This window comes from Bradyrhizobium sp. USDA 4461 (assembly GCF_054055655.1).
Map to the genome: position 1 here is coordinate 7,443,522 of NZ_JBSRXM010000001.1, position 12,039 is coordinate 7,455,560.

Here is a 12,039-nt window from a genome sequence, read left to right on the forward strand (position 1 = left end):
CGTTACGCTGCCGACCCCGCTTCGATTTCGGACACATCGCGCCGGGCGTATTGATCGATGGCGCGTGCATAGACCGCCATCAGCGCGTGATAATTGGCGTCGGCGGTGAAATACCGGTCAAACGTCTCTCGCGCGGCGTGGCGCATTCCGGTCAGTGCTGATGGTTCGGACCAGAGGGAGCGCACAGACGCCGCGAGGTCGTCCGCGTCGCCTGCTGCAAAGCACACGCCGTTGCGCCCATCGACGATGTCGGCCATCGCGCCATGTCGGGGAACGATAACGGGCGTGCCCTTGGCGAACGCCTCGATCACGACACGAGGAAGTGCCCCCTCGTAACACTGCGACGGCAGGATCAACGCTGCCGCGGCACCGACCAGTTGGTAGACGTCGTCGTGGGACACGCCGTGCAACCAGTCGATCGCCGCATTGCGGGCGGCCGCCTCGCGGACCAGCCCATCAAGCGGGCCGTCGCCGACGATCTTCAGCGGCACGTCGAGTCCCCGCCAGGCCTCAAGAAGCGCTTTAATGCCTTTTTCCTCGGAAAGCCGGCCGACATAGACGGCGTAGCCGCCATCGCCGGCGCCGACGCGCGGCTCGGGAAACAGGAAGTTGGGCTTTACCACGATCTTCTCCGCGGGAAGCCCTCCTTCGATGAACTTCCGGCGACTGAATGCGCTCAGGGCGACATACGCATCGACCGCGTGCTGCCAGGTCCCGAGCAAGCGATGCGTCGCAAGCATCGTCGCGACGGTCGCGCTCGCCGCCGTGCTATGCCGGTAGCAGTTGTGCGCAACGCCACGCCAGAGCGTCGCCTTGCCGAGGCAATCCTCACAAGGCTTGCCATCGCGGAACAGCAGCGCATTGACGCAAACCAGACGGAAATTATGCAGCGTCTGCACCACGGGAACGCCCTCGGCATGCGCGGCGTAATAGGCGGCCGGAGACATCAGGGGAAACGTGTTGTGGAAGTGAACGACCTGCGGACGGTGCGAACGGATCAATCGCCGCATCTCGACAACGGTCGGCCGGCTCCAGATCGTGCGGCCCGCGAGCGCCAGACGGCCCATGTCGTCGATCGCGTCGTTGGAGAGACAATACTGCGTCACTTCGTGGCCGTGCGCCCTGAGCAGCGCAACCTCGGCCGCGACGCATTGGTCCTCGCCGCCGGCGAGCTTGTAGAAATTGTGCGCCACGAGAATGTTCATCGAGGTCCTCCTGCAGCCGCGGCTTCCATGGCGGGCACGGTCTGACCGGACGCCGCGACGGGCGGAATCGGCAGGCGGCAAAGCTCGCCGTTGCTGACCGCCGGCGCCTGCCGCGTGCACTGCCCCATCAGGCGCAGCACGGTTTCCAGCCGCTGCCACTGGTCCAACTCCTCCAGCTCCCAGGAATGTCCCCAGAGATGGAAGACGCCGCCGCGTGCAATGACCTGAGACAGCAGCGTTTCCGCGAGCGCGGGCCAATCTGCGGTGCGGCCTTGGCGGATGTAGCGCCAGAGATTGACGAAGGCCCTCCGCTTGATCGCATTCCTCGCCAGCGCGGAACCGCGGTGCGGAAACGCCTGGACCGTCGTCGGTATGTGCAACAGGCCGGCCAACGGTTGCGGAAAACCGAGCGCGAGGAGCTCGACGGTGCGCAGGCCGATATATCCCGCGCTCTGGACCATGCGCACATGCTCGCTGCGGTAGCGGCCGATCGGCGGGCAGAAGCACTCGCAACGAACGCCCGTGCCGTCCTCGATCCAGGACTTGGAATCAATGATCTCCCGCGAGGCCGTTTCTGTCGTCACGGACGTCAGATCGACATGATGGAGCGTGTGTGCGCCAATCTCGAAGCTCTTGCTCAGCGCGCGCAACTGCGTGGCGGACATGGTCGGTCGTTCGCGCGTCGTCGCCGGCACGTAGAAGGTGCCCTCCAGTCCGTATTTCGCGAGCAATGCCGCCACACGATGATCCAGGGGGTGGCCATCATCCCAGCTGGTCGTGATGTAGGCCGGCAACGTCATGCCCCACCTCCCACCACACTCAGGCGATGCCGCGTCCGGACGTTCGCCTGAGCGGCGGCGAGCATCCGATCGATGCGGGGCATCGCGATGCTTCGCTGTATCAGGCGGAAAAGCCCGCGCGGCGACCATCGCAGGTCGAGCAATTTGAGCTCGGCCCGTGCGAAGGCGCGGATTTCCGCTATCAGCGCCGGCTCCTGCTCCGGTGCCTCCATCATTGTCAGGAAGGCCGACAAGGCGCTTTCCACAAACGTCCGCTTGCTGAGGGCCACGCGCCGATCGATGGTGCGAATATCAGTCGCCACGTCGCAAAGCAGGCCGGCCAGGTCGTAGGCCGCCGGGTAGCTTTGGTTGAATACGGCGCCGGCACATGCCGGCTTGTCGGCGTCGACGAGCGTGAGAATGCGATGCGTAGGATCGTAAAGAATGTTCTGAAGGCAGAGATCACCGTGTGGACTGCCCGACGCCCAATGCGGCTGCAACACGGTGACAAGAACCCGGGCCATGGCCGCCAGCACTTCGGGAGGCTGATCGCTATCGGCGGCAAGGGACTTGTTGAGGTCGGTGCCGGCGGCCATCGTCATCACCAGAGCCGGCGGCGCTTCGGAGACGTGAAGCGGCAATGGCGCGCGTAAGGTCCAGTCATGAACCGTCCTGCCGTCAACCGAGCCGTGCAGCCGCACCTGGGCATCGAACTGCCGCTTTGCCGTTTCGATCGCGGCCGGCTCATCGGGATAGAGCTTGACGGCCAGATCGCGATATCCTTTCCAGACCGCATCGTCCCTGCCGGCGCGGATGCCGTAGATCCGGCCCTGGAATCCTTCTCCGATTTGCCTGATGTCCAGTTCGACGGCCGGATTCGGTTGCGCGAACTGTTGCAAAACCCGCACGATGGGAGCGCGGACGTGATCTTCAGGAGCGGGCCTGGCCGCGATCGTCAGGAATGCGATCCAGCGGGCCGCCGAGCCCGCTACGCTGCCGGCCAATATCCCGTAAGCTGCTCCGAGCAATCCCCATTCGACGGTAAATGCCCAGACCGCTACCGCCGTGACGAACGCTCCGACCGACGTCGCCATCACGACCGCCCGCGGCCGTTCCATGCTTGCCATTGCGTTGGAGGCCGACGCGCCGGCGGCAGTCGCAAGCACGGCCAGCGCGAGGATCGTCACCACGTCCCCTCGCCCGTCGTATCCGTGATCGTGGTAGACCACGCTCATCAAGGCGTCGCCGCTGAAGAAAATCACGAACCAGAAAAGCGACATGACGCCGACGAGCAGAAGCGCATCGCGCGACGCCTGACGGCGCAGTCTCTCGACGCCTCCCTCCTTGAAAGCAAGGACCGAGCGCGGCGTCAGCGTGTTGCGGAACGCGCTCAGCAATGGGTTGGCCAGAGACGCAATACTGTTGCAAGCCGCGAAAACGCCGGTTTCCACCAGGCTGATCAAGAGCGGCAGCACCCAGTAGGTGACATAGCTCTGGATCGTGACCGTGATCTGTCCGGCGCACAGCCATTTGCCAAGTCGCCAGCTGTCCGCGGTCGCCTGCCGCACCTGGCCCGTCTGAACCGAGAAATTCCGTCGCGCCAGATAGAGCCAGACGAGGCTTGTCAACGCGCAGGCGCCGCCCAGTGCGACGGAGGCACTGACTGCGGACATTCTGCCGGTCCATCCGAGCCAGGCCAGCGCAGGCAGTTGCACCGCCGCCACGCCGGCGTCCAGGATGAAGGCGTTCGCCACATTCAAATGTGCGAATGCGTAAGTCCGATTGAACTCCCGCTGCAATACGAACGGAACGGTCAGCACCAGCGTGCAGACCAACCAGGTCAAATCCCTCCCGCCCCATAGCACGATCATCACGATGGTCACGATCGCCAGCACGACGATAGCGGCCACTGCCAACCACGTGCTGTGCAGCAGTGCGAGTCCGGCATGCTGCGCGGGGGTACGCGACGAGCGGTGCCGCTGAATCGTATAAGGCATCAGGACAAGGGCGTCCTGGACCGCGAGCACAAATCCCAATACCGACAGTCCGATGGCGTAGATGCCGAGTTGGCTGGGCTGGGTGAAACGACCAACCAGCACCGTCGACAACAGGCTGGTGCCGCTCACGATCGCCTGGTCCGCCAACGCCAAGACATGCGTTCCAAAGATGATGCGCGCGATCGCTGCCCACGCTGCGGCGCTGCGGCTGGTGGGTTCTCGGACGGCGTGGCGGTCCGGATGCGGCAGCGCGTTGCGGTCCACACCAAGCGCCACGGAACGGTCTTTCATTCCAATTTTCGGCATCCCAACCTTCGACTCACCCGGCCTCACGCGACGGCATCGCGCCGGTCGACCTTCGACTTCGCACGGCGCGCCGCAACAGCTCACCCGCCGCAAGGCAGGAGAATCCGGGGACGATGTAGGCATAGCGTCGCCACAGACGCCGCGGCTCCGAGCACAGCCGGAACAGCCATTCGAGGCTATGACGCTGCATCCACAGCGGCGCCTGACGCTTGGTTCCCGCGAGGAAATCGAATGCTGCGCCGACGCCGACCATCACCGGCGCCTCGATCTGTTCGCGATGCGCCGCCATCCACCGCTCTTGCTTCGGCGTGCTCAGGCCGACCCAGACGACGTCCGGCCGCGCGGCGTTGATCATGTCGACAATCGCGCGGTCTTCGTCCGGCGTCAGTGCGCGAAACGGCGGCGAGAAGGTGCCCACCACTTGCAGTCCCGGAGCGGCGCGAACCAGCGTTTCCTTCAGCTTCTCGGCGAGGCCGACATCTCCGCCATAGTAGAATTGCCGATAACCCCGCCTTGCGGAAAGCGCCGTCATCGCCCGCATCAGGTCCGGTCCGTAGACCCGTTGCGTGCGCCTCTTGCCGACCAGGCGCAGGAAATACACAAGCGGCATCCCGTCCGGGGTCACCATGCCGGCCTCATCGTGGATCTTGCGCAGCGACGGATCGCCTCGACATTCCATCACGCCGTGCACGCCCGTGACGCAGACATATTCGCGGCGTCGTTCCTCGATCCAGCGCTCGAGCGTCGCAACCGCGTCGTCCATGGTAATGGCGCTCACGCCGACACCGAGCACGTCGCCACGATCAAGCGCTGGGTTGGCCCTGGCAATCACTGGGGCACCTTCCACACGAGCTTGTCGGCCTCGCGCGGATCGGACAGCAGTTTGTCGAAATATTCGATGGTCTTGCTCAGTCCTTCGACCACGCTCACGACCGGCGCCCAGTGCAGCAGCTCGCGCGCGCGGGAAATGTCCGGCCGGCGCTGGCGCGGATCGTCCTGCGGCAAGGGCCGGAACTCGAGCCTGGAGCGCGACCCCGTCAGCGAGATGATGAGCTCGGCGAGTTGGCACATGGTCATCTCGGTGGGATTGCCGAGATTGACCGATCCCTCGATGTCCACGGTCGCGTTCATCAACCGCGTCAAGCCATCGATCAGATCGTCGACGTAGCAGAACGATCGTGTCTGCATTCCCGTGCCGAAGACCGTGATCGGTTCACCCCTGAGCGCCTGCACGATGAAGCTGGACACGACGCGGCCGTCCTGCGGATGCATGTTCGGGCCGTAGGTGTTGAAGATGCGGGCGATGCGGATATCCAGCCGATGCTGCCGCCGGTAATCGTAGAACAGTGTCTCGGTGCAGCGCTTTGCCTCGTCGTAACAAGCGCGCGGTCCGGCGATGTTGACGATGCCGCAGTAATCCTCGGTCTGGGGATGGACGTCCGGATCACCATAGACCTCGCTGGTCGACGCCTGAAGGATACGGGCATGCAGCCGCTTGGCGAGGCCCAGCATATTGATGGCGCCGAGCACGCTCGTCTTCGTGGTCTGGATCGGATCGCGCTGGTAGTGAATTGGCGATGCCGGGCATGCGAGGTTGTAGATCTCGTCGACCTCGACATAGAGCGGGAACGTGACGTCGTGCCGCATGACCTCGAATGCAGGCTCGCCGAGGAGCGGTTCAATGTTCCGGCGCATCCCGGTGAAGAAATTGTCGACGCAAAGCACCTCGCATTCCTGCTTCAGCAGCCGTGCACACAGATGTGAGCCGAGGAATCCTGCTCCCCCGGTGACCAGAACACGTCTTTTCACGCTGGCTCTCCGCCGTTTTGCATGTTCGCCGAACAGTCTCCGGCGGTCCTGATCTTGCGTGAGCCAACGGGCAGCCGACAGTCGCGCTCATGGATAAGCCGCAACGAATAGGAGCTATCCGGCGCGAATCGAGGGGTACCACCAGCGAAGTACCGCCGACGCGCGCCTTATTAGCCCGTGTTTTTCCGCACTTGGCCCACACAACCACTAGTCTTGAGGCCGCCGGCCATGGCGCGTCTGCGCCGATCCAGCCGGCCACGCGTGGAGTTCTTCGTGGACAGTGATCACCGACCGATTGCTTCCGGCACCGGCGCGTCGACGCCGATCCGACGCTTGCTGATATCGTTGTCGGCGGCGTGCCTTTCCGTGCTGTTGTGCTCCGGCATAGCGTCGGCAGGCCAGACCACCTACCATCTTGCGCCCGGCGACCGCATCACGGTGACCGTGTTCGGGCAGCCAGAACTCTCGGGCGATCACCTGATCGATGATGCCGGCACCATCAGCCTTCCGCTTGCCGCCGCCATCGAGGTCAAGGACCTGACCGTGTTCGAATGCCAGGAGCGGATCAACGACCAATTGCTTGCCGAGGGACTTCTCCGGACCCGATCCGTCGGCGTGCGCATCGCCGAGCTGCGGCCGCTCTACGTGCTGGGCGACGTGCGGCTGCCGGGCGCCTATCCGTTCCGCTATGGCAGCACGACGCAGAGTGCCGTGGCGCTTGCCGGAGGATATGGCCCCGTCGACGCACTGCGCCAGACCGCGCTCTCCGACTATCTGCTGGCAGAGGAACGTGTCCGCCAGCTCACCAATCAGAAGCGCACCATGCTCATCCGCCAGGCTCGTCTCGAGGCGCAGCGCGACGGCAAGGACAGCTTCTCCCCGCCTGATCTCGGCAACGCAGCCAACGACAAGGAAACGCTCCGGATCATCGCAAGCGAGCAGGACATGCTCCGGGTCCAGGCTGCGATTCTGCAAGGCCAGATCGACCTGCTTCGGTCGCAAAAGCCGCTGCTGAAGGAGCAGATCGAGGCCAACAGCGAGCAGGGCAACGCCGGGAAGAAGCAGCTCGACCTGATCCGGCAGCAGATCGATCGATATGCCAACCTTCTCCGACAAGGATTGGGGACACAGAACAACGACTTCAATTACCGTGTCCTCGAGGCAAACCAGGAAGCGGCGGTCTGGCGATCGCTCTCGGACGTGTCCCGCCTGCAGGTCGATGCGGGAAACGTGGATTTCAGGATCAAGGAGGTTGACGCGGCATTCAAGCGCCAGGTCGCGATAGATCTGCAGCAGACGCGCGATCAGCTCAACGACCTCGAGATCACGCTGCCGGCGGCCACTGCGGTTCGCGACGCCCGATGGCGGAACGTCGGCGGCGGGGTTGGCGCCAAGCATTTGATCAGCATCACGCGCATGCGGAATGGCAAGGCCGTCGTCTCGGATGCCGACGAGACGACGTCCGTTGAGCCCGGCGACGTCATCGAGGTCAAGAACGAGATGCCAGGCGGCATCACGTCGAGCGACCAGGCCGCCGCGCAATCGCTTGGATCGCGATCGTCCGGAACTGAACAAGCCAGCGGCCAGGACTTCACCAACCCGATTGCCAGATAGCCAGGTGGCGCCGCCATACGAACTGCCGCCCATGAATCCAGCCTGGGCTTTTCAGGAGCCATGACAGCACCCGCCGCGACCGCGCACACCCTATCCCCGGACCGCTACGTCCTCCTGCCAAGTTGCGTTCTCATGGGTTATGCGCTGCTCGGAACGGGCTTTGCCTTTTTTGGTTATCGACAGATCCTCGTCGGCGAATTCACCTTGATCGCGGCGTTGCTTGCCCTGCTTCAGGCAGGCTGCCTGATCGTCCCGCTCGCGTCTGCCCCGGGCCTTCTCCGCGGCCACCCGTCGCGAGGTCCCGTCGGCCGGCGCAGGCTGAGGCACTCGGCCTGGCTCACGGCGTTGATCTGGGTCGTCTCGGCCCAGCCGGCGCTGTGTGGCCCCGTCGAGGAGCCCTGCCCGGCCGATACCATTCCGATTCAGCCGGACGAGCCGATCCAGGCCGCAGTCGATCGTGCCCAGGAGGGCGCGGCCTTTTGTCTGAAGAACGGCATTCATCGCAGCCAAGCTGTCCGGCCACGCAAAGACCAGCGCTTTTATGGAGAAGGCCGGACAATCCTGAACGGCAGCCGCGTTCTCACCGACTTCAGCCGAGAAGGCGCTTACTGGGTTGCCGAGGGCCAGAACCAGCAAGGACGCCGGGTCGGATCATGTGTCAAGTCGGCGCCGGCCTGCAATTTGCCGGAGGCCGTCTTCGTCGACGACGTTCCGCTCACTCAGGTGTTGACGAAAAGCGAGGTGACGGCCGATCGCTTTTACTTCGATCATTCAGCTGGAAAGATATTCCTCGCCAATGACCCTGCCGGCCATAAGGTCGAAGTCACTGTCGCGGCATTCGCGTTCGGCAGTACTGCACCCGGCGTCCTGATCAAGAATCTCATTATCGAGAAATATGCCAGTGTCGGCCAGAAGGGGGCCGTCCAGGCTCAGGATGCCAACGGCTGGGTGGTCGAGAATTGCGAACTTCGGCTGAACAGCGCGGCGGGGATCGCGGTGGGCTCCGGCACCCGGATCCGCGACTGTGACGTCCACCACAACGGCCAGATCGGGATCACGGGCGTCGGCCACGACGTCGTGATCGAACGCAATCACGTGTTCGAGAACAACACCCGCGCGTTCAATCCCAACTGGGAAGCCGGCGGCGTCAAGCTTGCGGTCAGCTCGAACGTCGTGATGCGGGATAATCTCGTCTACAACAATCGTGGCCCGGGCCTGTGGTGCGACATCGAATGCCGCGATGTTCTCTACGAGGGCAATATCGCCGAAGGAAACAGCGAGGCCGGAATATTTCACGAAATCTCGTTCGCGGCTGTGATCCGCAACAACAAGCTTCGACACAACGGCCTCGGCAAGGGCGGGTTCTGGGGTAACAACCTCCTGATTGCCGCGTCCCAGAACGTCGACGTGTATGGCAACGAGCTGATCGTAAGCGCTGGGAAGTGCGGCGTCATCCTTGTCGACCAGGGCCGCCGCACCAAATCGGGTGAGCTCTACAAGACCCGCGACAACCACATCCATGACAACGACATGACGTTCGAGGGTGCAGTTTGTGCCGGCGCCGCCTCCGACGTCGGAGCTGACAGCGCAAACGCCGATGTCATCGAGACCGGCAACAACCGGTTCGATCACAACGTCTATCGCATCTCTCGTGGAGGCGCACCGGTCAGATTCGCGTGGGGGCGTGCCGTCCTCGATTGGGACCGACTGCAACACGCCGGGCTCGAACAGCACGGCAGTCTCCTCGTCCATTGACATGACCCGGGGTCACGATGCTCGCAAGCCGCGCACATCGAATGTCATTCCATGATCAGTGCGATTTCGGACTACCACCTCGTTTCAATCGGGACTTTGAAACGCTCCGGTTAAGCTCGCGTTCGACGTTGCTCAATCCTTCCACGATTGGTGCAGTTCAGACAGCTACCGAGACAACATGGAGGCGCGAAAATGCGAGGCAGGAAAACGGCGCTCGTCACGGGTGCCGGTGGGTTCATCGGCCACCATTTAGTCAAGTACCTTGTCGGACACGGATACTTCGTCCGCGGCGCCGACATCAAGTCTCCCGAATACGAAGAGACCGCCGCCGACGAGTTCATGATTGCCGACTTGCGTGAGCGCGCAGAGTGCCTGCGCGTCACCGAGAAAATCGACGAGGTCTATCATCTTGCCGCCGACATGGGCGGCATCGGCTATATCAGCACGCAACACGCCGAGATCACGCTCAACAACACCTTGATCGATGCGCACATGCTGCAAGCTGCACAGCACAACAAGGTCAAGCGCTTCCTGTTTTCCTCGTCCGCCTGCGTCTATCCGCAACATCTGCAGCGAAGTCCCGACGTCGTCCCGCTGCGCGAGGACGATGCGTTTCCGGCCGATCCGGAAGAAGGGTACGGGCTCGAAAAGCTCTATACCGAAAAACTCTGCCAGTACTTCACCGAGGACTGGCACCTGCCTACGCGCGTTGTCCGCTTCCACAACGTCTACGGCCCGCTCGGCACCTATGACGGCGGCCGCGAAAAGGCGCCCGCAGCTCTTTCGCGCAAGATCGCCGGCCTGCGCAGCGGAGACGAAATGCCGATCTGGGGCGACGGCAAGCAGACACGCTCGTTCATGTACATCGACGATTGCGTCGAAGGCATTCATCGCATCATGCAGTCGGACTATTCCCTGCCGCTGAACCTCGGCACGGACGAACTGGTGACGGTCGACGAACTGGTCGACATCATTGCCGCGATCGCCGGCAAATCCGTGATCAAGCGTCACGACATATCGAAGCCGCAGGGCGTGCGCGGCCGCAACAGCGACAACTCGCGGTTAAGGACGGTCCTCGGCTGGGAACCCGGAACGACGTTGCGGCAGGGCCTCGTTCCCACCTACCGCTGGATCGAAGGGCGGGTTCTTGGCAAGCCCGATCTCTCCAACATCGCAGCCGCATAGCACTAGACGTCCTCCGGCATCGCAGCCGGAGGACATCTTCCATTGGATCGAACGGAAGCCAGTATCATGACCGACCAGGGGCTGCACCTGCGCCAGGCGAGCCGCGCGAACCTGCCCTCTGGCAGCCCAGCCGGCTTTGGATTGGTCCGTCGGCATCGCAAGTCGATCGTGGCGCCCCTGCTGTTCAGTGGCGATCTGGCCGCTGCATTGTACGCCGGCTGCTGTACCAGCTTACTGGCCCAAGCGGTCGGACTGCCGGCACCGGAGCATCTTGGGGTCGCGGTGCTCCTTGCGGTTTTCGCGTTCTTCGCAACCGGACTCTACAGCGGTCCGGGTCCGGAGCCCTACCAGCGTTTCCGGCAGCGCATCCGTGGCGTTGGCATTGTCGTGGCGATGTGGAGCATCGTCACGATGGCGCGGGGCGGCGGCGGAAACATCGTCCATCTGATCTTCGTCGAGACCGCTTATGCGGCTTGTCTCCTCTTGATCGGCCATTATGTAGAGGCCGCGCTGCGAACTCTGCTGATTAATTTCGACTTGTGGGATGGCTCAACCGCCCTGATCGGTCCGGTCAGTCAATACCGCGACCTCGCACGATACTCCCGGCAGAACCAGTTCCTCAAACGTATGCTGGATATCGTACTCGCTGTTCCGCTGGCGCTGCTCGCGCTGCCCGTCGTGGCGCTGGCCGCGATATTGATCAAGCTGATCGACCCGGGTTCGGCTTTCTTTGCCCAGCAGCGCATTGGATTCCGCGGAAAGCTGGTGAAGATGTACAAGTTGCGGACCATGTATGCCGACAGCGGCCGTCTGCTGGAGGAGCATCTCAATCGTAACCCGCATGCGCGTGCCGAGTGGCAACAATTCTTCAAGTTGCGGAACGACCCACGCATTCTGCCTGTTATCGGCAATTTCCTGCGCCGTTCCAGCATCGATGAACTGCCGCAGCTCTGGAACGTCATCCGTGGCGACATGAGTCTGGTCGGCCCGCGCCCTCTCCCCGCTTACCATATCGAACAGCTCGATGAGGAATTCCAGTCACTGCGCACGAGCGTTCTGCCGGGCCTCACCGGACTGTGGCAGGTCTCGTCCCGCAGCGACGGCGATCTGCAGGTTCTGAGAGAACAGGACCTTTCCTACATCCGCAATTCGTCATTCTGGCTGGACGTGTACATCATGCTGCAAACGCTGCCCGCCGTGCTGGGGGCAAAGGGAGCCCGTTAACCGTCAAGCCGTGCCCTTGAACCGGCTTCGAAGCCGAGGCGCGCGTTCAGCGCGGCGGACGGAAGGCCTGCTCACGATGGTTGCCGCGGGACCGCCATGGACCACCGTCCAAAGCGGCACGTGTTTCAACCTGCTTGAGCCAGGTGACAGCTAGGAGGAAGGCCG

At 63.2% G+C, this 12,039-nt stretch carries 9 protein-coding genes; 4 read left to right on the plus strand and 5 right to left on the minus strand.

Annotation, left to right across the window (positions count from 1 at the left end):
• Nucleotides 1-2 precede the first annotated feature (2 nt).
• The 5 genes from ACVINW_RS35125 to ACVINW_RS35145 form a co-directional block, all read right to left on the minus strand.
• Nucleotides 3-1,205: a glycosyltransferase family 4 protein gene (locus ACVINW_RS35125; protein ID WP_456755516.1), complete on the minus strand. Its 1,203-nt coding sequence runs from the start codon at nt 1,203-1,205 to the stop codon at nt 3-5.
• On the minus strand, nt 1,202-2,005 hold the full coding sequence (locus ACVINW_RS35130; RefSeq protein ID WP_456755517.1) for a polysaccharide deacetylase family protein: 804 nt from the start codon (nt 2,003-2,005) through the stop codon (nt 1,202-1,204). The genes ACVINW_RS35125 and ACVINW_RS35130 overlap by 4 nt, the downstream gene beginning before the upstream one ends.
• Nucleotides 2,002-4,272, minus strand: coding sequence for a hypothetical protein (locus ACVINW_RS35135; protein ID WP_456755518.1), 2,271 nt, complete (start codon nt 4,270-4,272; stop codon nt 2,002-2,004). The genes ACVINW_RS35130 and ACVINW_RS35135 overlap by 4 nt, the downstream gene beginning before the upstream one ends.
• 28 nt (nt 4,273-4,300) lie before the next feature.
• Nucleotides 4,301-5,050 carry a WecB/TagA/CpsF family glycosyltransferase gene (locus ACVINW_RS35140; protein WP_456756571.1) on the minus strand — a complete coding sequence of 250 codons (750 nt, stop codon included), beginning with the start codon at nt 5,048-5,050 and terminating at the stop codon, nt 4,301-4,303.
• Between the two features lie 65 nt (nt 5,051-5,115).
• A complete protein-coding gene (locus tag ACVINW_RS35145; protein WP_456755519.1) occupies nt 5,116-6,096 on the minus strand; it encodes a UDP-glucuronic acid decarboxylase family protein in 981 nt (326 codons plus the stop codon).
• 273 nt (nt 6,097-6,369) lie between these two features.
• Here ACVINW_RS35145 and ACVINW_RS35150 point away from each other — a divergent pair, with 273 nt between their 5' ends.
• From ACVINW_RS35150 to ACVINW_RS35165, 4 genes are all read left to right on the plus strand, one after another.
• Nucleotides 6,370-7,710, plus strand: coding sequence for a polysaccharide biosynthesis/export family protein (locus ACVINW_RS35150; RefSeq protein WP_456755520.1), 1,341 nt, complete (start codon nt 6,370-6,372; stop codon nt 7,708-7,710).
• A 60-nt stretch (nt 7,711-7,770) separates the two neighbouring features.
• On the plus strand, nt 7,771-9,465 hold the full coding sequence (locus tag ACVINW_RS35155; RefSeq protein ID WP_456755521.1) for a right-handed parallel beta-helix repeat-containing protein: 1,695 nt from the start codon (nt 7,771-7,773) through the stop codon (nt 9,463-9,465).
• Between the two features lie 192 nt (nt 9,466-9,657).
• The gene (locus tag ACVINW_RS35160; protein WP_456756572.1) at nt 9,658-10,650 is read left to right on the plus strand and encodes an NAD-dependent epimerase/dehydratase family protein; all 993 of its coding nucleotides are present in this window, start codon (nt 9,658-9,660) and stop codon (nt 10,648-10,650) included.
• 66 nt (nt 10,651-10,716) lie between these two features.
• Nucleotides 10,717-11,874 carry a sugar transferase gene (locus tag ACVINW_RS35165; protein WP_456755522.1) on the plus strand — a complete coding sequence of 386 codons (1,158 nt, stop codon included), beginning with the start codon at nt 10,717-10,719 and terminating at the stop codon, nt 11,872-11,874.
• The last annotated feature ends 165 nt before the right edge of the window (nt 11,875-12,039 follow it).

Excerpts from the sequence above, each read along its gene's own strand:
- ACVINW_RS35140 (WP_456756571.1), bottom strand. The coding sequence starts at position 5,050 with ATGGACGACGCGGTTGCGACGCTCGAGCGCTGGATCGAGGAACGACGC.
- ACVINW_RS35125 (WP_456755516.1), bottom strand. The coding sequence starts at position 1,205 with ATGAACATTCTCGTGGCGCACAATTTCTACAAGCTCGCCGGCGGCGAG.
- ACVINW_RS35155 (WP_456755521.1), top strand. The coding sequence starts at position 7,771 with ATGACAGCACCCGCCGCGACCGCGCACACCCTATCCCCGGACCGCTAC.
- ACVINW_RS35135 (WP_456755518.1), bottom strand. The coding sequence starts at position 4,272 with ATGAAAGACCGTTCCGTGGCGCTTGGTGTGGACCGCAACGCGCTGCCG.
- ACVINW_RS35165 (WP_456755522.1), top strand. The coding sequence starts at position 10,717 with ATGACCGACCAGGGGCTGCACCTGCGCCAGGCGAGCCGCGCGAACCTG.
- ACVINW_RS35160 (WP_456756572.1), top strand. The coding sequence starts at position 9,658 with ATGCGAGGCAGGAAAACGGCGCTCGTCACGGGTGCCGGTGGGTTCATC.
- ACVINW_RS35130 (WP_456755517.1), bottom strand. The coding sequence starts at position 2,005 with ATGACGTTGCCGGCCTACATCACGACCAGCTGGGATGATGGCCACCCC.